The 21113-nt window shown below is 58.2% G+C and carries 20 protein-coding genes; 11 read left to right on the top strand and 9 right to left on the bottom strand.

Features of this window, described 5'->3' with window-relative positions:
• Nucleotides 1-6: 6 nt before the first annotated feature.
• Together murA and L3X40_RS05140 are read right to left on the bottom strand one after the other, a co-directional pair.
• Nucleotides 7-1290 (bottom strand): UDP-N-acetylglucosamine 1-carboxyvinyltransferase, encoded by a 1284-nt coding sequence (murA, locus tag L3X40_RS05135; protein WP_237364684.1) that lies wholly within the window; start codon nt 1288-1290, stop codon nt 7-9.
• 57 nt (nt 1291-1347) lie between these two features.
• Nucleotides 1348-1914 carry an HNH endonuclease gene (locus L3X40_RS05140; protein WP_237364685.1) on the bottom strand — a complete coding sequence of 189 codons (567 nt, stop codon included), beginning with the start codon at nt 1912-1914 and terminating at the stop codon, nt 1348-1350.
• Between the two features lie 96 nt (nt 1915-2010).
• Between L3X40_RS05140 and gluQRS the strand changes: the two genes are divergently transcribed.
• The 6 genes from gluQRS (at nt 2011) to L3X40_RS05170 (ending at nt 7079) form a co-directional block, all read left to right on the top strand.
• Nucleotides 2011-2889, top strand: a complete 879-nt coding sequence (gluQRS, locus tag L3X40_RS05145) for a tRNA glutamyl-Q(34) synthetase GluQRS (RefSeq protein WP_237364686.1) — start codon at nt 2011-2013, stop codon at nt 2887-2889.
• 9 nt (nt 2890-2898) lie between these two features.
• A complete protein-coding gene (locus L3X40_RS05150; RefSeq protein ID WP_237364687.1) occupies nt 2899-3132 on the top strand; it encodes a twin transmembrane helix small protein in 234 nt (77 codons plus the stop codon).
• A gap of 4 nt (nt 3133-3136) precedes the next feature.
• Entirely contained in the window at nt 3137-3706 is a 570-nt protein-coding gene (locus tag L3X40_RS05155; protein WP_237364688.1) for a cob(I)yrinic acid a,c-diamide adenosyltransferase, read from the top strand.
• A 96-nt stretch (nt 3707-3802) separates the two neighbouring features.
• A complete protein-coding gene (gene egtB, locus L3X40_RS05160) occupies nt 3803-5074 on the top strand; it encodes an ergothioneine biosynthesis protein EgtB (RefSeq protein ID WP_237364689.1) in 1272 nt (423 codons plus the stop codon).
• Complete coding sequence (gene egtD, locus L3X40_RS05165; protein WP_237364690.1) at nt 5074-6060, top strand: L-histidine N(alpha)-methyltransferase; 987 nt, start codon at nt 5074-5076, stop codon at nt 6058-6060. Before egtB ends, egtD begins: the two co-directional genes overlap by 1 nt.
• Before the next feature lie 149 nt (nt 6061-6209).
• Entirely contained in the window at nt 6210-7079 is an 870-nt protein-coding gene (locus L3X40_RS05170; RefSeq protein ID WP_237364691.1) for a 3-hydroxyacyl-CoA dehydrogenase NAD-binding domain-containing protein, read from the top strand.
• 48 nt (nt 7080-7127) lie between these two features.
• On the opposite strand, the gene nhaA is transcribed toward L3X40_RS05170, so the two are convergent.
• Nucleotides 7128-8405, bottom strand: coding sequence for a Na+/H+ antiporter NhaA (gene nhaA, locus L3X40_RS05175; protein WP_237364692.1), 1278 nt, complete (start codon nt 8403-8405; stop codon nt 7128-7130).
• Nucleotides 8406-8585: 180 nt separating this feature from the next.
• Between nhaA and L3X40_RS05180 the strand changes: the two genes are divergently transcribed.
• The 5 genes from L3X40_RS05180 (at nt 8586) to L3X40_RS05200 (ending at nt 14549) form a co-directional block, all read left to right on the top strand.
• Nucleotides 8586-9977, top strand: a complete 1392-nt coding sequence (locus L3X40_RS05180) for a glycosyl transferase family protein (protein WP_445177156.1) — start codon at nt 8586-8588, stop codon at nt 9975-9977.
• A gap of 281 nt (nt 9978-10258) precedes the next feature.
• A complete protein-coding gene (locus tag L3X40_RS05185; protein WP_237364694.1) occupies nt 10259-11047 on the top strand; it encodes a bacteriophage N4 adsorption protein A in 789 nt (262 codons plus the stop codon).
• 61 nt (nt 11048-11108) lie between these two features.
• Nucleotides 11109-12023, top strand: coding sequence for a sulfite exporter TauE/SafE family protein (locus L3X40_RS05190; RefSeq protein WP_237364695.1), 915 nt, complete (start codon nt 11109-11111; stop codon nt 12021-12023).
• On the top strand, nt 12023-12775 hold the full coding sequence (locus tag L3X40_RS05195) for a TIGR02186 family protein (RefSeq protein ID WP_237364696.1): 753 nt from the start codon (nt 12023-12025) through the stop codon (nt 12773-12775). The genes L3X40_RS05190 and L3X40_RS05195 overlap by 1 nt, the downstream gene beginning before the upstream one ends.
• A 187-nt stretch (nt 12776-12962) precedes the next feature.
• A complete protein-coding gene (locus tag L3X40_RS05200; RefSeq protein WP_237364727.1) occupies nt 12963-14549 on the top strand; it encodes an ATP-binding protein in 1587 nt (528 codons plus the stop codon).
• Between the two features lie 4 nt (nt 14550-14553).
• On the opposite strand, the gene fdhD is transcribed toward L3X40_RS05200, so the two are convergent.
• The 6 genes from fdhD to L3X40_RS05230 form a co-directional block, all read right to left on the bottom strand.
• Nucleotides 14554-15357 (bottom strand): formate dehydrogenase accessory sulfurtransferase FdhD, encoded by an 804-nt coding sequence (gene fdhD, locus L3X40_RS05205; RefSeq protein ID WP_237364697.1) that lies wholly within the window; start codon nt 15355-15357, stop codon nt 14554-14556.
• Nucleotides 15338-15571 (bottom strand): formate dehydrogenase subunit delta, encoded by a 234-nt coding sequence (locus L3X40_RS05210; RefSeq protein ID WP_237364698.1) that lies wholly within the window; start codon nt 15569-15571, stop codon nt 15338-15340. Before L3X40_RS05210 ends, fdhD begins: the two co-directional genes overlap by 20 nt.
• On the bottom strand, nt 15568-18414 hold the full coding sequence (fdhF, locus tag L3X40_RS05215) for a formate dehydrogenase subunit alpha (protein ID WP_237364699.1): 2847 nt from the start codon (nt 18412-18414) through the stop codon (nt 15568-15570). The genes L3X40_RS05210 and fdhF overlap by 4 nt, the downstream gene beginning before the upstream one ends.
• Entirely contained in the window at nt 18411-18950 is a 540-nt protein-coding gene (gene mobA / locus L3X40_RS05220; protein WP_237364700.1) for a molybdenum cofactor guanylyltransferase, read from the bottom strand. Before mobA ends, fdhF begins: the two co-directional genes overlap by 4 nt.
• 127 nt (nt 18951-19077) lie before the next feature.
• Entirely contained in the window at nt 19078-20631 is a 1554-nt protein-coding gene (locus L3X40_RS05225; RefSeq protein ID WP_237364701.1) for a formate dehydrogenase beta subunit, read from the bottom strand.
• On the bottom strand, nt 20628-21068 hold the full coding sequence (locus L3X40_RS05230) for an NAD(P)H-dependent oxidoreductase subunit E (RefSeq protein ID WP_237364702.1): 441 nt from the start codon (nt 21066-21068) through the stop codon (nt 20628-20630). The genes L3X40_RS05225 and L3X40_RS05230 overlap by 4 nt, the downstream gene beginning before the upstream one ends.
• Between the last annotated feature and the right edge of the window lie 45 nt (nt 21069-21113).

Here is a 21113-nt window from a genome sequence, read left to right on the forward strand (position 1 = left end):
GCCAGTTTAACCGTCGCTCACCCGTTCGATGTCGGCACCTACGGCTTCCAGTTTTTCCTCCAGCCGCTCATATCCCCGGTCAAGGTGGTAGACACGGGCGACCTGCGTTTCTCCTTCGGCGGCAAGGCCGGCGAGAACCAGGCTCATCGAGGCGCGCAGGTCTGTCGCCATCACTGGCGCGCCCACCAGCCTATGTACGCCCCGTACCACTGCGCTACGGCCATTCACCTGAATATCCGCCCCCATGCGCGCCAGTTCAGGAACATGCATGTAACGGTTTTCAAAAATGGTTTCGGTCAGGACGCTTGCCCCCTGCGCCAAGGTCAGCATGGCCATGAACTGCGCCTGCATGTCGGTAGGAAAAGCGGGAAAGGGCGCGGTGGAAATCGACAGTGGTTTCAAGGGACCATCGGCACTTACCGTGATGCTGCCCGGCGTTTCGGTGATGATCACGCCCGCTTCCCGCAGGCCCGCCAATATCGCGTGCATGTCATCGGCATTGGCCCCGACGAGTTCCAGCGATCCGCCTGTGATTGCAGCAGCGCAGGCATAGCTGCCCGCCTCGATCCGGTCGGGCATGACGCGATAGGTTGCGCCGTGCAGTCTGTCCACGCCGTCAACCACAAGCTTGTCGCTGCCGATGCCGCTGATCTGCGCGCCCATAGCGACGAGCAGGTTGCACAGGTCGACAATCTCCGGCTCGCGCGCGGCATTTTCCATGATGCACTGGCCCCTCGCCAGCACGGCGGCCATCAGCGCGTTTTCCGTTGCACCGACTGATACCACAGGAAAGTTGATCGTACCGCCGGGCAGACCGCCAGTAGGGGCGCTGGCTTTCACATAGCCCGCCGTGATTTCTATGATCGCACCAAAGGCTTCGAGGGCTTTCAAATGCAGGTCGATTGGCCGATTGCCGATGGCGCAACCGCCCGGCAGCGAAACCGTGGCCTCGCCAGCACGCGCGAGCAGCGGCCCCAGCACCAGGATCGACGCGCGCATCTTGCGCACGATGTCATAGGGCGCGATGGTGGATGTGATCTTGCTGGCGCGAAGGGTCATGACGCGGCCAAAATCCTCCGGTCTGCTACCCTCGATCATCGTTGATACACCCAACTGGTTCAGCAGGTGGCCAAAGCTGTCGACATCGGCAAGACGCGGCAGGTTGCGCAACGTCAATGGTTCGTCGGTCAGCAGCGCGCAGGGCAGAAGCGTCAGTGCAGCATTTTTTGCGCCGGAAATAGGGATGCGGCCTTCCAATCTTTTGCCGCCGCGGATAAGAATTCGGTCCATTGCGCCGCTTCTAAAGGCAAATTCGCCCTACGCAAGCTAAAGGCGCGGCGATGCGGATCAGGCCAGCAGTTCGACGTCCCAATAGAGCCAGTCATGCCAGGTATCGTGCAGATAATTGGGCGGGAAAGCGCGGCCGCGTTCTTGTAATTGCCAGTTGGTTGGGCGGGTTGGCGTGACATTCAGGCGCATATGCGCCTCCTTTGGCGTCCGTCCGCCTTTTTTCAGATTACAGGGGGAGCAGGCGGTTGCAACATTTTCCCATGTAGTCCGTCCACCCTGCCGCCGGGGAACGACATGATCAAAGGTGAGGTCGCTCGTCACACCGCAATATTGGCAGGAAAATCTGTCGCGCAGAAACAGGTTGAACCGGGTAAAGGCAGGGTATTCGGACGGTCGGACATATTGTTTGAGTGCGATGACCGACGGAATTTTCATGGCCCAACTGGGACTGTGCACTTCCCGTTCGTAGCTGGAAACGATGTCCACGCGATCCAAAAAAACCGCCTTGATGGCGGTTTGCCAAGGCCATACGCTCAGCGGATAATAACTCAAAGGTGTGTAATCGGCATTCAGTACGAGCGCCGGGCAGTTATCCGGATGTCTTATAAGGTCGGGATGGTACATAAACGCGTGCGTCTCCCCCTTGCCTGCCCTGCTAATCCATGAAATGCATGACATGCGTATGACAGCATTAACTACCCGCATTCGTCAAGAGTCTGTATGAACGTCGTCTCCGGGGCACCGCATATAGTGACGCGTTTTGCGCCCAGTCCGACTGGAAAATTGCATATTGGCCACGCATGGTCGGCGCTGATGGCGCATGATCTGGCGCGCGAAAATGGCGGGCAATTCCGCCTGCGTATCGAAGATATTGACGGCACGCGCAGCCGGACGGCCCATGCCGATGCTATTTTGGAGGATTTGCGTTGGATCGGCCTTGATTGGGACGGAGAAGTGTTTTTTCAGTCTCAACGGTTGCCAATTTACAACGCTGGATTGGACAGGTTGAAGGCAGCCGGATTGGTTTACCCCTGTTTCTGCACGCGTGCGGACATCGCCGCCAGCCTGTCAGCACCCCATGGACCCGAAGGATCGCTCTATCCGGGAACCTGCCGTCAATTAGCTGAGGCGGAACGGTCGGCCCGATTGGAAAAGGAGGCTCATGCATGGCGGATCGACATGGCAAAAGCCGTAACCCTTGCCGGGGCGCTGACATGGAATGATATGGATGCCGGCACCATCACCGCCGATCCGCTGGCCGCAGGCGACGTTATCCTGGCGCGCAAGGATGCGCCGACCAGCTATCATCTGGCAGCGACGCTGGACGACGCGGATATGGGGATCACGCATGTCGTGCGAGGGCAGGACTTGTTTGCCGCTACCCATGTGCATCGGTTGTTGCAGGCATTGCTTGACCTGCCGACCCCGTTTTACCGACATCATCGTTTGTTGCTGGGACCAGATGGGAAACGGCTGGCCAAACGCCATGGGGGACTGACACTGGCGGACCTGCGTGCTGGCGGCGTCGATCCGGGGCAATTGGTCGCGGATTTGCGGCGGGGTGTCTTTCCCGTTGGCATTTGTGTGGGCAATGCCTAAATAGTGGTCATGACCACTTTTCTCATCATCCTGATTATCCTGGCCGCCATTGCGACGGTAGTGGCGCTGGTGCGTGGCATCATCACGTTCCTGAGAACGACAGAACGGGATCTGAAAAGCGGTACGGGACCAAGTGCCTCCAGCCTGAAACAGAACAGGATGATGATGGCCCGCATCGGTTTTCAGGCAGTTGCGGTCCTGCTTGTCGCCTTCCTGCTGCTGATGACGGGTGGCGGTCGATAGTTCCTTGGTAAAGCTCAACAAAATCTACACCCGCACTGGCGACCATGGCACCACCGGTCTGGTTGGCGGGTCACGCGTTGCCAAATCCGATCCGCGCATGGCTGCGATCGGCGATGTCGATGAAGCCAATAGCGCCATTGGCATGGCCATAGCGGCGCTTGGCGAAGGGCAGTTTGCGGTCATGCTTCGCCGCATCCAGAATGACCTGTTCGATCTTGGCGCCGACCTTGCCACGCCGGGGGAGGATTTCACGCCAAGCGAAATGACATTGCGCATCGTTGTGGATCAGGTCGCGCGGCTGGAAAAGGAAATCGACCAGATGAATGCGCCGCTGAAGCCATTGCGCAGCTTCATCCTGCCCGGTGGAAGCCAGGCCGCGGCCGCCATCCACCTTGCCCGCGCGATCGTTCGCCGGGCCGAACGTACTGCTGTCGGCGCGGGGGATGGAATATCGCTCAATCCCCAGGCACTGACCTATCTGAACCGCCTTTCCGACCATCTGTTCGTCATGGCACGCGCTGTCAACGCGGGGGGCGCGGGCGATATATTATGGGTTCCGGGCGCTTCACGCTGAATTGATCCCTGAAATTTTTTCGTCACCCGCCGCCACTATACTAGGATCGGAACGAATGAAGCTGCGTTGACCCGATACAAACAGCCGGGAGAGGGTATGGGAAAGCATATCACATCAGAACGACTGGTCGAGGAATGGACGGATCAGTATACGCGCATCAGGGCTTTGTCGGAATCACTTGTGCAACCGCTGTCCGACGCCGACGCCACTGTGCAATCGATGGACGACGCATCGCCCGCCAAATGGCATCTGGCGCATGTCAGCTGGTTTTTCGAAACCTTTATCCTGCGCGATCATGTGCCTGATTACAGCCTGTTCGACGAGGATTATCCCTTTCTCTTCAACAGCTATTATGAGGCGGAAGGAGAGCGTCATGCCCGCCCCCGTCGAGGTATGTTGACCCGGCCCTCGCTTGATGAAGTGCTGGCCTATCGTGCGCATGTCGATGCAGCGCTTATGGCGGCATCACCTGATCTGGCGCCCGATGTTCGTGCACTGGTCACGCTCGGCCTGCATCATGAGCAGCAACATCAGGAATTGCTGCTGACCGACATATTGCACTTGTTTGCGCAAAACCCGCTGCAACCCGCCATGTGGCGCGCGCCTTCCTCCATGCCCGCGCCAATGCCGGGTCCGATCGTCTGGATAGAGGGAAGGACCGGAGTTGCAGCCATTGGCCATGAAGGGCCGGACTTCGCTTTTGATTGTGAGGGGCCACGCCATGATGGGTTGCTTGCCCCCCATGCGCTGGCCAACCGTCCGGTGACCAATGGTGAATGGATAGAATTTATCTCCGATGGAGGATATGCCGACCCGCGCCTCTGGTTGTCGGACGGTTGGGCCTGGGTACAAGCCAATGCTATTTCCGCGCCGCTCTATTGGGAGAGCGAGGCCGGGCGCGACTGGACCTGTTTCGGCCATGACGGTCGGCACATGGTCAATCCCGCGGCACCCGTCACTCATATCAGCCTGTATGAGGCGGATGCCTATGCCAGTTGGGCGGGGGTTCGCCTGCCTACCGAAGAAGAATGGGAGGCTGCGGCGCAGGGAATAGACCCTGCTGGCGGTCACCAATTGGATGAGGCCGCCGCTCCACGTCCGCGCGCCTGTGAACAGCAACACGGATTGGCGCAGATGTTCGGCGATGTATGGGAATGGACCGGCAGTGCGTACCGGCCCTATCCCCGCTTTCACGCAGCGGAAGGCGCGGTCGGCGAATATAACGGCAAGTTCATGTCGGGTCAGTTCGTGCTGAAGGGTGGAAGCTGCGCGACACCGCGCGGGCACATGCGCGCATCCTACCGTAATTTCTTTTACCCGCATCAACGCTGGCAGTTTACCGGTCTGCGGCTCGCGAAGGATCTCTGATGGCGCAATATAGTCTGGCAAAAAAGACGGAATCGTCGGACATTGTTGTCGATCCGGCCTTCCGCGATGACATATTGGCCGGGTTTACCGCGATGCCCAAGACAACACCGGCCCGCTGGTTTTACGATCAGCGGGGTTCCGAATTGTTCGAGGATATAACAAGACTACCCGAATATTATCCAACGCGTATCGAAACACAATTGCTTGAAACCCATTGCGCGCAGGTTGGCCAGATCATTGGCAAAGGACGCGCGGTCGTTGAATTCGGCGCGGGTTCGGCAGCAAAGACGCCACATCTGTTACGCCAGATTGATCCTGCGGCTTATGTTCCCATCGATATTAGCGGCGATTTCTTGAGAGAAAGCAGCGCGGTACTGGCGCGGGATTTCCCCGGTCTCCCCGTGCGCCCGGTAGAAGCGGACTTTCTGTGCCCGGTACAATTGCCAAAGGAACTCGCGAATATTCCAAGGCTGGGCTTCTTTCCCGGATCAACCATTGGGAACTTCGATGCACCTGCCGCTGTTGACCTGTTGCGATCGCTGCACTGGTCATTGGGCGAGGGGGCGATGCTCTTGATCGGCATTGACCGGATCAAGGATGCGTCGGTTCTTGTCCCAGCCTATGATGATACGGCGGGTGTGACCGCGCAGTTCAACCTCAATCTGCTCGCACGGATCAATCGGGAGCTGGATGGGACGATCCCGCTGGACGCCTTTCGCCATCTGGCAGTGTGGAATGACGATCGTGCGCGGATCGAGATGCATCTGGAGGCGGTACGCGACGTTACCTTCGCCATTGACAGCAACCGTTACTCCATGCGGGCAGGTGAAACCATTCACACGGAGAATAGCTACAAATATGGCCTGCGCGATGCACGGTTGTTGCTGAGGGCTGGCGGATGGAATCCCGTCAATGAATGGACCGACGCGGGCGACATGTTTTCGCTGTTCCTGGCCGAAGCGCAGCCTGAAAAACTTGCTGTTTAGGCGCTGATCACAATATCCGCCAGGTTGATTCATGCTCGTGTGCCGCGGCCATGGGTCATGACAGCGGAAATGGGAAAGTTTAGCCGTCGCATATGCACGATGATTGCGTTATGGGCGCTCATCACCGCAATCGAATGGGAGGAATGGTCATGCAGACGATAGGCGTCATCGGGGCAGGACAGATGGGTGCAGGAATTGCTCAGGTGTCGGCGCAGGCGGGCTATCGGGTCATCCTTTCCGACATCGGCCTTCCACAGGCGGAAAAGGGCAAGGCAGGCATTGCTAAACAGCTTTCCCGTCTGGTTGAAAAAGGTAAAATCGAAGCAAAGGTCGCTGAAGAGACGCTGGATCGGATTGAACCGGCCGCTGATTATGGGTCGATGTCGGCGGCGAGTTTGGTTATCGAAGCGGCGACGGAACGCGAGGAGATCAAGCGTTCGATTTTTGAGCAGGTGGGCAAGGTGCTTGCGCCTCAGGCAATTCTGGCATCAAATACCAGTTCGATTCCAATCACTCGTCTGGCACAGGCCGCGCCTGATCCCGCTCGTTTCGCGGGCGTGCATTTTTTTAATCCCGTGCCGGTCATGGGCTTGATTGAATTGATCCGGGGGCTTGCGACTGCCGATGAAACCATCACGGCAGTAGAGAAATATGCGCAGACACTGGGCAAGAAGGTGGTGCATGCCAATGATGCGCCAGGTTTCATCGTCAACCGCATCCTGCTGCCCATGCTCAATGAAGCCTGTTTTGCACTGGGCGAAAACGTCGCCAATGTGGCCGACATCGATGCGGCGGTGCAACTGGGTCTCAACCACCCGATGGGTCCACTGACATTGGCGGATTTCGTTGGCCTCGATACCTGCCTTGAAATCTGCAAGGTGCTGTTTACCACTACGGGCGACCCCAAATATCGTCCTGCACCGCTACTGGTAAAATATGTCGAGGCGGGATGGTACGGACGCAAGACTGGCCGGGGTTTTTATGATTATTCGGGGGACACGCCAGTTCCGACGCGGTAATCGTCAGGCGTGGTGATCCCAGCCTGACGATCACCACATCCCGCTTGGCTATGCGGGCTGTTCCTCCATGGACGAAATATCCCCGTCCAGGATGATTTCGGCATCCTCTTCTCGTTCAATCTGGTGGTGCCGGGGATGCAGCGGGGCAAACCGCAGCACAGCAAAGCCCACCAGTGCAGAGAGAATCGATCCTGCCAGCACGCCGATTTTCGCCTCTTCCACCAGTGCAAGGTCATGAGGAAAAGCTAGCGCGCCGATGAACAAGCTCATGGTGAATCCGATGCCGCAGAGCAATGACACGCCATAGATTTGCAACCAGGTCGCGCCTCGTAACTTGCTTGCCAATCCAAATTTGACGCACAGCCAGATGCTGCCGAAAATACCCAGTTGTTTGCCAAGGAACAGGCCGGCGGCAATGCCCAGCGGCAGGGGCGCCAGTATCTGTTCCATGCCCATGCCCTCCAACCGGACTCCGGCATTGGCGAAACCAAATAGCGGGACGATCAGATAGGCGCTCCAGGGATGCAGCTTATGTTCCAGAATATGGAGTGGGCTGTCGATGGCATCGGGTGTGCCGGGGGTCTGGCGGATCGGGATCATCATGGCCGCGAGTACGCCCGCAACGGTCGCGTGCACGCCCGATAACAGCACCGCGTACCAGAGGGCGGCAAAGCACAACAAATAGACAGAAAGGGGCTTCACCCCGGTCTTGTTGAGAAAATACATCAGGCCAAGGATCAGGACTGCGGCCAGAAGCGCTATGCTTTTGATCCCGCCGGTATAAGCGATGGCAATGATGGCGACTGCGCCCATGTCGTCGACAATGGCGACCGTCGTCAGGAATAGTTTTAAGGAGGTTGGCGCTCTGCTGCCCAAGAGCGCGAGGACGCCGATGGCAAATGCAATATCGGTCGCGGCCGGAATGGCCCAGCCATTTTCCAGACCGGAATGGCCACGCGCGACGAACAGGAAAATGCAAGCGGGAACCAGCATACCAGCCGCCGCAGCGATAACCGGCAAACGGCGGCGTTCCCAGGTCGATAGCCGTCCATCGACAAATTCGCGTTTGATTTCCAGACCGACGAGCAGGAAGAAAATCGCCATCAGCCCATCATTGATCCACAAGTGCGCCGTCATTGGTCCTAGTTTGTCGGACAGGACAGGCCCGACCTCGTCATGCAGCAGGTCATGATAGAGGTGATAGAAATCCGGACTGGTGTTTGCGACGATCATCGCGAGCGCCGCCGCCACCATCAGTAAAACGCCACCTGCCGCTTCGCTGGTAAGGAAATCCCTCAATGCTGAATTGGCACCAGTTCTTTTCATTGTGTCGATATTCTCCTGCAAGCCGAGGTTTCGCTGACTGTCGGGACCGTAACGGTTTTAAAGCCAATATCAAAGACATGTGAATTGTCATTCCGAAATTTTGCTTGAACTTTCGTTTCGGTTTGGAAATAGGTCCGTCAATATTTGCGCATTCGATGCTGTTAGGAAATATTTATTGTTATCCAGGATCGAATCATAACGATATTTGAAAATGTTCAGAATGAATTGATGCTTTTTGCCGCCGTTGGATTTCTCATCGGTTCGCTTGATGACCTTCTTGTGGATATTTTTTGGTTGGCTCGTACCTTATGGAAGCGGGCCTTTATTTATATGCGTCATGAAGTGATGACGATGGCGACCCTTCCGATATCGCCCAATCCCGGCCCTGTCGCCGTTTTCGTTCCTGCATGGGACGAAGCAAATGTCATTGGCCACATGCTGCGGCATTGTTTGAAAAGCTGGGGCAAAGCCGACTTTCGTATTTTCGTCGGATGCTATCCCAATGATCGCGCGACGATCATGGCTGTCGCGGCGGCGGCGAAACAGGATGAACGCATTTCCCTGGTGATAGGGGCGAATGCCGGTCCCACGACCAAGGGTGATTGTTTGAATGCCATCTGGATGGCGATGCAGAGATTGGAGGCCGTTCAGGGCAAGCCCTTCAAGGCAATTGTCTTGCACGATGCAGAGGATGTCGTGCATCCGGGCGAAATCCGCCTGTTCGATACTATGATAGAACGGTTCGATCTGGTGCAGCTCCCGGTGCTGCCACTGGTCAATCCGCAGTCCCGCTGGGTGTCGGGCCATTATTGTGATGAATTTGCCGAAGCGCACGGCAAATATCTTGTCGTACGCGAAGCGATCGGGGCTGCAATGCCCTCCGCCGGCGTTGGATGCGCTTTTGCCCGTGCCGCAATCGCCAGCATTGCCGATCAGCAGGAGGGCCTGCCATTTGATCCTGCATGTCTGACCGAAGATTATGAACTTGGCCTGCGCATTGGTGCGCTTGGCGGACGCGGCGTTTTCATCCACATGGCGGATGAGGCTGGCGGTCTTGTCTGCACTCGCGAATATTTCCCCGACACCCTAAACGCCGCCGTTCGACAAAAGGCGCGCTGGATGACCGGCATTGCGTTGGCAGGCTGGGACCGGCTCGGCTGGCATGGAAGTCTGGCCGAACGTTGGATGCGCTTGCGCGATCGCCGCGCGCCATTGGCGGCGGTCATCCTGTGTTGCGCCTATGTTTCCATCCTTCTTTATGGAGCGATCGACATCGTGCATCTGGCGCTCGGAATCCAAGGCGCTCCATTGCGGCCGTTGCTGGAGATTTTGCTGATCATCAATGCAGTTTTGCTGTTGTGGCGGCTTGTGATCCGGTGCGTCTTTGTCACGCGCTATTATGGTTGGCGAGAGGGTGCAAGGTCCGTGCCGCGGGCTTTTCTGGCCAATATCATCGCAATCCTGGCTGCGCGGCAGGCGGCATTCCATTATCTGCGAATTAACAGCGGTCGGGCGCCAGTCTGGGACAAGACCGCCCATCATTTTCCGGCTGAATTGGCGTGCGAGACATGATTGCCAGCAAGCCGTTCAGGTTTCTTGGTCTTGTTGTAGGGTTATGGTTTGTGGGACGGGCCGCGGCACTGCTTGTGGAAGAAAGAGCCACCACACGTGCCGACCAACAACGCATGGAGCAAGCCCCTGCGACCCGGCATGAGGGGTGGCCTGCCAGCATGGCCGGTTCAATCAGCGATACAGTCCCGCGCGCCAGGAAAACCGAAGCTGCATCCTTTGCCGGATTGCGAGAAAAGTCACGGCCACTTCCATGGCATGATAGCCGGACACAGGACAGTCAGATGCCATCTTCTCCCACCCTCAACACATTTGCGGATGTCGAGGCGAAGGCTGTGCAGAGCGGCATTTTCAATCATCCACTCGATAGTGGTACTTTGCAGCCATTGGGTTCGAGCGGCGATCCCAAGCGGGGAAGCATTGTGGATCGCTGGTCGCTGTCCACCTGGCTTCTCTATCGGCCGGAAAACGGCGGAGCAAGCTTGGCCAATGCAGGCCAATTGGGGGCTAGTCAGGCTGGCGCGCGGATTGCCTATGATCTGACACCTTTGGATAACCACAGCCTTGCAGTTCACGCTCGGGTGACCAGCGCCCTGCAATCGCCGGAGAGCGAGGAGGCTGCACTGGGTATGACATGGCGCCCAGCACGCACGTTGCCGCTTGCCTTTGCTGTTGAGCGGCGCATCGCCCTGGGTCAGGGCGGGCGCGACGCATTTGCCGCTTATGCCGCAGGTGGCATCGGCCCAACGCCGCTAGTAGCCGGGTTTCAAGTGGAAGGTTATGCACAGGCGGGGATGGTGGGATTATCGCGGACAGATCTGTTTGCCGACGGCCGGATAGCATTGGGGCATGTTCTGCCGGGGACAGGCGGGACGAATGCGATCATGGCGGGTTTTGCACTGTCCGGCGGGGCGCAGCCTTCTCTGTCGCGCCTGGATATCGGGCCGCAACTGTCGGCGCGGGTTCCTCTCGGCGGCAGCTACGCTCGGGTCGCGCTGGAATGGCGCGAACGGATCGCGGGCAGTGCACGTCCCGGTTCTGGACCAGCATTGGTTCTGGCCGCCGATTTTTGATCTTTCGCGGTAAAGGAACGTCTTTATATCGGCATGGTTTGCGACTAGGCCAGAACGGATAATGAACCTTTATCTTCCCATCGCCAATTTGTCGGTCAACGCCTTTGTCATTATTGGCCTTGGCGGCCTTGTCGGCCTGCTTTCGGGCATGTTTGGCGTGGGCGGCGGATTCCTGACGACACCGCTTCTGATCTTCTATGGCATACCGCCCACGGTTGCGGCTGCTTCCGCTGCATCGCAGGTTACTGGCGCCAGTGTGTCGGGCGTGTTCGCCCATCTGCACCGCGGTGCAGTCGACATCCGCATGGGACTGGTGCTGGTAGCGGGCGGCGTTATAGGCGCATTGATTGGAGCGGGTCTATTTCGCCTGCTGCAAAGCATTGGTCAGATCGATACGGCCATTGGGCTTCTTTATGTGGTCATGCTGGGCGGCATTGGTCTGTTGATGGCCAGAGAATCGATCCAGGCTATCCTGGCGATGCGGCGGGGCGAACGACCGCGGGCACGCAAGCGGCGGCATCATCCATTGGTCGCGGCGCTGCCGATGCGGTGGCGCTTTTACCGCTCAGGCCTGTACATCTCGCCGATAGCGCCCTTTATCCTCGGCATGTTGACGGGCATAGTAACGATGCTGCTTGGGGTTGGTGGTGGCTTCATCCTTGTTCCTGCCATGCTCTACCTGCTCGGCATGGCGACGCAGGTGGTGGTCGGCACCTCGCTGTTCCAGATCCTTTTCGTGACCATGGCCACAACGATGTTTCACAGCGTGACCACCAAGGCGGTCGATCTTGTACTCGCTTTGTTACTGTTGGTCGGCAGCGTCACCGGCGCACAGATTGGCGCGCGCTTGTCGATGAAGTTCCGGCCGGAATATTTGCGCGTCTTCCTTGCCTTGATCGTGCTGATCGTTGCTATCCGCATGGCACTCGGCCTTGGTTGGCAACCCGACGAAATTTATACGGTAGAAGTGCTGTGATGCGGGTGATGCTGTTGCCAGTGTTGCTTTTGCTGCTTGGCGCCGCTCCAAAGCCCATGTTGGTGCCAGACGTGTCGCAGCGGTCAGTCGAAATCCAGTATAGTTTTACCGGGGCCGAACTGCTGCTCTTTGGAGCGATCATATATCCCGATGGCCGTCCGCCCAAGCATCCCGCAGACATTGTGGTGGTGTTGAAAGGACCCAGCCAATCGATCACCATGCGCGAAAAGCAAAAGGTTGCCGGAATCTGGCTCAATGCAACAAGCGCGCATTTTCGTTCCGCGCCTTCATATTACGCCATGGCCTCGTCGCGCGCGATCGCTGACATCGTCGACGAACGTACTGCGGCCATATACGAACTGGGCGTTGGCAAACTGCAATTGTCACCTTCTTCGCTTAATGTGACAGACGAGATTGAACGCTTTCAGGCCGGATTGGTCGATCTGCGCCGTCGATCAGGGCTTTATGTTGAAGCCCCAGGCACAGTGGAAATTACTGATGGCGTTCTCTACCGTGCGCGATTGCCGCTGCCTGCCCGGGTCATTGTCGGCACCTACACTGCCGAAACCTTCCTGATCCAGGATGGCCGTGTGCTCGCCGCCGCAGTACGAGAGATCGAGATTCACAAATCGGGCTTTGAACGTTTCGTTGCCATGGCCGCAGATGACTGGTCCATCCTCTATGGTTTTGTCGCTATTGGCTTTGCACTGTTCATGGGTTGGATCGCAGGATATGCTTTCCGCCGCAAATGATGATTTTTGCCGGTGAATCGGCGATTTGCCGGTAATAATCCAATCTTTACCCATGGCTGTTAGACCCTGGGCTCTTCGGGCAATATTGAGGGGCTTTATGAACGACATGAGCAGCTTTGGGCAATATGAGCCCGCACCAGCTTCGATAGTGCCTGCCAATATCGGTTCGCCGTTAAATGGCATGGCTATGGGAATAGTCTTCCAGATCGCCGGTTCAAGTTCCAAGATATTGATCGAGGCCAATGTTCTGGCGCAGTTTGCCGGTGATCCCGACCCGTGCATCGCCATGGCCGGACAGGTCGGCAGCCAGATTAAAATGCGGGTTGGGTCCACTTGGCTGGTCGCTAATGTCCGTTCGCTGGTCCTTGATCGCCGGATCGATGGACAGATCGTCGCCGATGTCGATTTCCTGGGTGAGGGCGATGAGGAAAAGCTGACCGGCAAGATCTATAAATTCCGCCGGGGTGTGACTCGCTATCCGACGCCGGGCACTGAAATTTTCCCCGTTTCCAGTTCCGACATGCGGCAAATCTATGCCGCCGATGAGCGCGCCAATATCGAAATCGGTACGGTCTATCCCACCAAGGATACACGCGGGGCCCTGTATGTCGACGCGATGCTGGGCAAGCATTTCGCGCTTTTGGGATCTACGGGCACGGGTAAATCGACATCCGCCGCGCTGATCCTGCACAAGATATGCGATCTGGCGCCGCAGGGTCACATCGTCATGATCGACCCGCATGGCGAATATAGCGCGGCGTTCAAAGGCAATGGCGCGATCTATGACATCAACAATCTGGCCATGCCGTATTGGTTGATGAATTTTGAGGAACATTGCGAGGTCCTGGTCACGTCGGAAGGTTCAGACCGCACGATGGATTGCGATATTCTCGCCAAATGCCTGCTTGCCGCCCGGTTGAAAAACCGGCTGGCCGAAGGGGTGGCGCGGATTACCGTAGACTCGCCTATTCCCTATCTGTTGTCCGACCTCACCAACATCCTGCAAAATGAAATGGGCAAGCTCGACAAGGGCACCAATTCCACACCTTATATGCGGCTCAAGAGCAAGATCGAAGAGCTGAAGGCCGATCCGCGCTATAATTTCATGTTTTCCGGCATGTTGGTCGGCGACACGATGAGCGCCTTTCTTGCCAAGATTTTTCGCCTGCCGAGCGATGGCAAACCGATTTCGATCATTGACGTATCGGCCATGCCATCGGACATCACCGCGGTCGTGGTCGCGGTGCTTTCGCGCATGGTGTTCGATTATGCCATCTGGTCACGCAACGAGCCGCAACGACCGATCCTTCTGGTCTGCGAAGAGGCGCATCGCTATATTCCGAGCAGCACGATTGGCGGCGGCCAATCGGTTCGCAAGATCCTGGAACGGATCGCCAAGGAAGGCCGTAAATATGGCGTTTCGCTGGGCCTGATCACGCAGCGTCCGTCCGATCTGGCCGAAGGCGTGCTGTCGCAATGCGGCACGATTATTGCCATGCGCCTGAATAATGACCGCGACCAGCAATTCGTGAAGGCAGCCATGCCCGAAGGTGCGCGCGGGTTCCTTGACAGTATTCCAGCGCTGCGCAATCGTGAATGCATCATCTGCGGCGAGGGCGTGGCCATTCCCATCCGCATCGCGCTCGATAACCTGGCCGAAGAAAAACGTCCGGCATCGGGTGATCCCAGCTTCACCGATCTGTGGCAACAGACCGGCGGCGAGGCAGAGATAATCGAGCGCACCGTCAACCGCTGGCGGAGTCAGGGGCGGTAAAGCCCTATTCGCCCATGAGCCACGCCGTATCCGGGCGGGCGAGGGCAATGAGTGTCAACCCTGCATCCTGCGCCCGCGACACGGCAAGGGATGTGGGGGCAGAGATGGTGACGAGTGTCGTCGCACCTGCCAGAAGCGCCTTTTCCACCATTTCATAACTGCAACGGGAACTGGTGATGATAAACCCGTTCCCTGCCGGAATGCCGACACGTGCCAGGCAACCAATCAGCTTGTCGAGTGCATTGTGGCGGCCGACATCTTCGCGGGCATGGAGAATATGCCCTTTTGTATCAGCGAAGGCGGCGGCATGGACCGCACCGGTAGCATTGTGAAGCGGTTGATGTTCGGCAAGTTCATCCAGCGCCCGGAAAATGGCATTATGTGACACGGCTTCATGCGCCACCACTTTGGGCAGGGGGCGCATCACTTCTTCCAGATTTTCCATGCCGCACAGCCCGCAACTGCTTTCCGAAACCCGCGTGCGGACACGGGCAAGCAGGGTTTCGGTTCGTGTGTGCGCCAACTGGGTGCGAACGATCCAGCCATTGTCCGCATGGTGGATATCCACGTCCTCCAAGTCGGCAGCGGTTTCGATCAGCTTTTCGGAAAGCGCAAAGCCGGTGACATAGTCGACAAGGTCAGCAGGTGTCGCCATCATTACGGCATAGGCGATCCCGTTGAATTCCAATGACACCGGGTCTTCAACAGCGATGCCCCGGCAAATCGTCTCCGTCGGCCCTCCGTCGGCCCGGATCAGGCGGATCGTCTGATCGCGGATGTAGCTTTCGTCAGGCGGCGATATGGCCATTTTCCTTTGCAAGCTGATCCAGTGCAGCCCGGGTGACAGATTCCAGCCCCGCCCCGCCAGCGTCCATATGCGCAAAAATCATGGATTTCATGCGGGGGTCCCAGAAGTCACGAATATGTCCGGCAACGGCAGCTATTGCCTGCGCCTCCTTTAACGTCGCGAAATTTCGGGCGATCTGGTTCGCCATATAGATGAGGTGATCCAGACTGTTCATTCTGCTGCTTCCACATGCGCTATGCGGCGCGAGCGTTCCGTAAGTTCTTCATAATCCTCTTGCCAGTCGGTAGGACCGTTGGACGAGGCAACTTGCACCGCCGTTACCTTATATTCAGGGCAGTTGGTGGCCCAGTCCGAATATTCCGTAGTGACTACATTAGCCTGAGTTTCAGGATGGTGGAAGGTTGTGTAGACCACGCCCGGAGCAACCCGGTCGGTAATAAGGGCGCGCAGGGTGGTTTCGCCCGAACGGCTGGCAAGGCGTACCCAATCGCCATCCTTCAGGCCACGATCTTCGGCATCGACGGGATGGATTTCCAGACGATCCTCCGGATGCCAGGCAGTGTTGGCGGTGCGGCGGGTTTGCGCACCGACATTATAGTGGCTTAGAATGCGGCCGGTGGTGAGCAGCAACGGGAAGCGCGGTCCGGTCTTTTCGTCGGTGGGAACATAGTCCGTCACGACGAATTTGCCCTTGCCACGCACAAAGCCATCGATGTGCATGATGGGAGAGCCATCAGGCGCGGCGGCATTGACGGGCCACTGCAAGGAGCCTTCCTTATCGAGTCGGTCGAAACTGACGCCTGCGAATGTCGGGGTCAGGCGTGCGATTTCGTCCATGATTTCGGCAGGATGATGATAGTGCCAATCCAGCCCCAGCGCATTGGCCAGCGCCTGTGTGACTTCCCAATCCTCCATTCCGTTCATCGGTGCCATGACCTTGCGGACAAGCTGGATACGGCGTTCGGCGTTGGTGAATGTGCCGTTCTTTTCCAGGAAAGTCGATCCGGGCAGGAAGATATGGGCGTAATTGGCGGTTTCATTGAGGAACAGGTCATGGACGATGACGCATTCCATCGCCTCCAGCCCTGCCGCGACATGTTTGGTATTGGGATCGGACTGCAGAATGTCCTCGCCCTGAATGTAGATCGCCTTGAATACGCCATCGACGGCGGCATCAAGCATATTGGGGATGCGCAGGCCGGGTTCGGAATCCAGAGCCACGCCCCAATCATCCTCGAACAATCTGCGCGTGGCGGTGTCGCTGATGTGACGATAGCCGGATAGTTCATGCGGAAAGCTGCCCATATCACAGGCGCCTTGCACGTTGTTCTGACCGCGCAAAGGATTCACGCCAACGCCCCGGCGACCGATATTGCCGGTGCACATGGCAAGGTTGGCAATGGCCATCACGGTGGACGAACCTTGTGAATGTTCGGTGACGCCCAGACCGTAATAGATCGCGCCATTGCCGCCGGTGGCATAAAGCCGCGCGGCTTCACGCAGGTCGGCGGCAGGAACCCTGGTGAGCATTTCGGTCGCTTCGGGTGACCGCTTGGGGTTGGAAACGAATGCGGCCCAGTCCCGATACTCGTCCCAGTCGCAGCGTTCGCGGATGAATGTCTCATCCGCCAGTCCTTCGGTGACAATGACATGCGCCATGGCGCTCAGCACCGCAACATTCGTACCGGGGCGCAGCGGCAGATGATGCGCAGCCTCGATATGCGGCGAGCGGACCAGATCGATACGGCGCGGATCGACGACGATCAGCTTTGCGCCCTGGCGCAGGCGGCGTTTCATCTGGCTGGCGAAGACGGGGTGGCCATCGGTCGGGTTCGCGCCGATGATCAGAATGACATCGGCATCCTCGACACTATCGAAATCCTGCGTGCCAGCACTGGTGCCAAAGGTGGTTTTCAGGCCATAGCCGGTGGGCGAATGGCAAACACGGGCACAGGTATCGACATTGTTGTTGCCAAAGCCGGCGCGGACCAGCTTCTGCACCAGAAAGGTTTCCTCATTGGTGCAGCGGGAGGATGTGATACCGCCGGTCGAGCGCGGGCCATATTGGCCCTGAATGCGTTTGAGTTCAGAGGCTGCGTAGGTCAGCGCCTCATCCCATTCGACCTCGCGCCATGGATCGCTGATAGCCTTGCGGATCATGGGCTTGAGGATGCGGTCCTGATGTTGGGCATAGCCCCAGGCAAAGCGCCCCTTGACGCAGCTATGGCCGTGATTGGCCTTGCCGTCTTTCCACGGCACCATGCGGACAAGCTGTTCGCCGCGCATCTCCGCCCGGAACGTGCAGCCGACGCCGCAATAGGCGCAGGTGGTGACGACAGCCCGGTCCGGCGTGCCGATTTCGACAACCGCCTTTTCCTGTAATGTAGCGGTAGGGCAGGCTTGAACGCAGGCGCCGCAGGAAACGCACTCGGACGAGATGAAATCGTCGAGGGTCGTTCCCGCAGATACTTTCGATCCGAAACCGCGCCCTTCGATGGTGAGTGCGAAGGTTCCTTGCACCTCGTCGCAGGCGCGCACGCAACGAGAGCACACAATGCATTTGCTGGGATCGAAATCGAAATAGGGGTTGGAACCATCCTTGGACAAGCCCAGATGATTATCGCCTTCATAGCCGTAGCGCACTTCGCGCAGGCCAACCGCACCTGCCTGTTCCTGCAGCTCGCAATCGCCATTGGCCGAACAGGTCAGGCAATCGAGCGGGTGGTCGGAAATGTACAGCTCCATCACGCCCTTGCGGAGCTTTTGTAGCCTGGGCGTCTGGGTGTGGACGACCATGCCTTCAGCGACCGGAGTGGTGCAGCTTGCAGGCGTGCCGCGTGCGCCGTCAATTTCGACGAGGCAAAGGCGGCAGGACCCGAATTCCTTCATATTGTCGGTGGCGCACAGTTTCGGGATCGATGTGCCGATTTCGGCGGCGGCACGCATGACGGTGCTGCCCGCCGGGACCGTGATGTTCTGACCGTCGATGGTCAGGCTGACCCGTTCCTCCGCGGCCGATGCTGGCGTGCCGAAATCCGCCTGCTTGCTATAGGTCATGCCGTCCTTCCTTTTGGCGCAACGAGCTGGTCATATTCTTCGCGCGTGTTCACATTTGAAAAATCGATGTCGCAATCCACCTCGTTTGCGCCGCTATGGTCGATCCATCCGCGCATATCACGGCGGGGCTGGTCGGCCAGCCATGCGTCAAGCATCGGTGCCATGCTCGCGAACCAGAAACCGAAAAGCGGTTGGTCCCTGATGACCCCCGGTTGATGGTCCAGCAGGCCCGCCAGTTTGTCGGGTACGGGCAACGTATCGCAACCGGCCGTCAGTACGGCGCCAAATCCAGCCTTGTGCGCATGGTGAAGCGCGGCGCATAGACCGCCCAGTGGACCCTGATCCGGCTCTGGTCGATCAGGCAAGCTCAATAGCCCCGGCCATTCGCGGCCACATATCACCATTTCCCCAACCTGCGGCTTCAGTGCTTCGATCACATGGTCGAGCAAGGGTCTCCCATTGACGAGCGCCTGGGCCTTGTCGCTGCCAAAGCGGCGGGATCGCCCACCGGCGATCAGGGCGCCGAGGAGTCTCACGGCTTCGCATCTCTCTTATTCGTCATTCCCGCGAAGGCGGGAATCCATCTCCCAAGCCTCCCGCTTGCCGAAACGTCGTGAGATGGATTCCCGCCTTCGCGGGAATGACGGAACAGGGGACAGCTGATCACTTCACCACCTCACGCTTTTCCACGCCGAAATCCTCCGGAAAATGGGTGATCGCACTCATCACGGGGTAAGGAGTAAAGCCGCCCAGAGCGCAAAGCGATCCATATTTCATAGTGTCGCACAGATCCGCAACAAGCGCGAGTTCGGCCGCCGTATCACGCACGCCGCCGGTCACATTATGCATCTGGGGGAGCGCTTCAACCCGGTCGGAACCCTTGCGACCGCCTGCGCGAATTCTGTCCAGTGTTTCGACGCCACGCGTGGAACCCAAGCGGCAGGGGGTGCATTTGCCGCAACTTTCGACAGCACAGAATTCCATAGCGAAGCGCGCCTGGGCGAGCATGTCGATGCTATCGTCGAACACCACTATGCCGCCATGGCCGATCAGGCCATCCTTTGCCGCAAAGGCTTCATAATCGAACGGCGTATCGAACAAGGCCGGCGGGAAATAGGCGCCAAGCGGACCGCCGACCTGCACAGCGCGAACCGGACGGCCACTATGCGTTCCTCCGCCGATATCATTGACAAGTTCGGCAAGCGTTACGCCAAAGGCGGTCTCATAAAGTCCGCCATGCTTCACATTGCCTGCAATCTGTATGGGCATGGTGCCGCGTGACCGGCCCATGCCAAAATCGGCATAGGCCTGCGCGCCCTGTGCCATGATGAAGGGTATGGCGGCCAACGTCAGGACATTGTTGACGACAGTCGGTTTGCCGAACAGCCCCTCCAACGCCGGAAGCGGCGGCTTGGCGCGGACTTCACCGCGTTTTCCCTCAAGGCTATTGAGAAGCGAGGTTTCTTCGCCGCAGACATATGCACCGGCTCCCACGCGCACTTCGATATCGAAAGGTGCCACGATGGCGCGCGATTTTTCGATCGCTGCATTGAGTTTGCGAATCGCATGCGGATATTCGGAGCGGACGTAGATATAGCCTTTGCCCGCGCCCACAGCATATCCCGCGATCGCCATGCCCTCGATCAGGCAATAGGGATCGCCCTCCATCAGCATACGGTCGGCAAAGGTGCCGCTGTCGCCCTCATCGGCATTGCAGACGATGTATTTTTGCGACGCTATAGCATTGGCGACGGTGCGCCATTTGATGCCAGCGGGAAAGCCGGCACCGCCGCGCCCGCGCAGCCCGGATTGCGTGACTTGCTCAATAACGTCCAGCGGGTCGATCATGCGGGCGTTGCGCAGGCCCGCCCAGCCTCCGCTGGCTTCATAATCCTCAAGGCTGGTAGGTCGGGTCCTGCCGGCGCGGGCGAAAGTCAGGCGGGTCTGGGAGGCAATGAAGGGGTGCTGAGAGACGTCATCAATCCGCAGCGCATGCGCTGCGCCGTCAAGGATCGTTTCCACATCCCCGACCTTCACCGGGCCATAGCCAACACGCCCCCCGCCATTATCCATTTCGACCAGCGGCTCGAGCCAGTGCATGCCCCAGCTTGATGTGCGAATAATTTCTGCATCCGGCGCCGCTCTGGCGAAGGCCTTGGCCACCCGGTCAGCTCCACATGCAATGGCAAGCGCATCGTCGGAGATGAAGATCTTCATGCCGACACCCCGGCGATCAATTCATGAACGGCTGCTTCATCAAGATGTGCGTAGACTTCTCCTTGCGCCATGGCGTTGGGGCCAACACTGCACAGGCCCAGGCAATAGACCGCTTCCACCCTGACTTTCCCCTTGGCCATGACTTCCATCTTGGGGGCCAGCGCTTCGCTGCCGCGCGCCTGACAGGCTTCAGCGCGACACAGTTTTATGATGGGCAGTGCTTCGGGTGCGGAACGGAAGTCGTGGTAGAAGCTGACAACGCCATGCACCTCGGCGCGAGAGAGGTTGAGGGCGAGCGCAATCTGGCGTTTGGCTGCCTCGCTCACATGCCCGAAGGCGCCCTGCACATCATGCAGGATCGGCAGCAACGCTCCTTCGCGTCCGCTATGTCGGGCGAGGATCGCCGCGATTTCGTCCTGCTGTCCATCCTCTCGCATAACTGCTCATTTTCTGTTGCCGCATCCAGATTTTTCGTCTGCCAG

The sequence above is a fragment of the Rhizorhapis sp. SPR117 genome (assembly GCF_021742065.1).

Bases quoted from the DNA above. Each gene is read 5' to 3' on its own strand.
- murA (WP_237364684.1), bottom strand. From the start codon at position 1,290: ATGGACCGAATTCTTATCCGCGGCGGCAAAAGATTGGAAGGCCGCATC.
- L3X40_RS05140 (WP_237364685.1), bottom strand. From the start codon at position 1,914: ATGTACCATCCCGACCTTATAAGACATCCGGATAACTGCCCGGCGCTC.
- gluQRS (WP_237364686.1), top strand. From the start codon at position 2,011: ATGAACGTCGTCTCCGGGGCACCGCATATAGTGACGCGTTTTGCGCCC.
- L3X40_RS05150 (WP_237364687.1), top strand. From the start codon at position 2,899: ATGACCACTTTTCTCATCATCCTGATTATCCTGGCCGCCATTGCGACG.
- egtB (WP_237364689.1), top strand. From the start codon at position 3,803: ATGGGAAAGCATATCACATCAGAACGACTGGTCGAGGAATGGACGGAT.
- egtD (WP_237364690.1), top strand. From the start codon at position 5,074: ATGGCGCAATATAGTCTGGCAAAAAAGACGGAATCGTCGGACATTGTT.
- L3X40_RS05170 (WP_237364691.1), top strand. From the start codon at position 6,210: ATGCAGACGATAGGCGTCATCGGGGCAGGACAGATGGGTGCAGGAATT.
- nhaA (WP_237364692.1), bottom strand. From the start codon at position 8,405: ATGAAAAGAACTGGTGCCAATTCAGCATTGAGGGATTTCCTTACCAGC.
- L3X40_RS05185 (WP_237364694.1), top strand. From the start codon at position 10,259: ATGCCATCTTCTCCCACCCTCAACACATTTGCGGATGTCGAGGCGAAG.
- L3X40_RS05190 (WP_237364695.1), top strand. From the start codon at position 11,109: ATGAACCTTTATCTTCCCATCGCCAATTTGTCGGTCAACGCCTTTGTC.
- L3X40_RS05195 (WP_237364696.1), top strand. From the start codon at position 12,023: ATGCGGGTGATGCTGTTGCCAGTGTTGCTTTTGCTGCTTGGCGCCGCT.
- L3X40_RS05200 (WP_237364727.1), top strand. From the start codon at position 12,963: ATGGGAATAGTCTTCCAGATCGCCGGTTCAAGTTCCAAGATATTGATC.
- fdhD (WP_237364697.1), bottom strand. From the start codon at position 15,357: ATGGCCATATCGCCGCCTGACGAAAGCTACATCCGCGATCAGACGATC.
- L3X40_RS05210 (WP_237364698.1), bottom strand. From the start codon at position 15,571: ATGAACAGTCTGGATCACCTCATCTATATGGCGAACCAGATCGCCCGA.
- fdhF (WP_237364699.1), bottom strand. From the start codon at position 18,414: ATGACCTATAGCAAGCAGGCGGATTTCGGCACGCCAGCATCGGCCGCG.
- L3X40_RS05225 (WP_237364701.1), bottom strand. From the start codon at position 20,631: ATGAAGATCTTCATCTCCGACGATGCGCTTGCCATTGCATGTGGAGCT.
- L3X40_RS05230 (WP_237364702.1), bottom strand. From the start codon at position 21,068: ATGCGAGAGGATGGACAGCAGGACGAAATCGCGGCGATCCTCGCCCGA.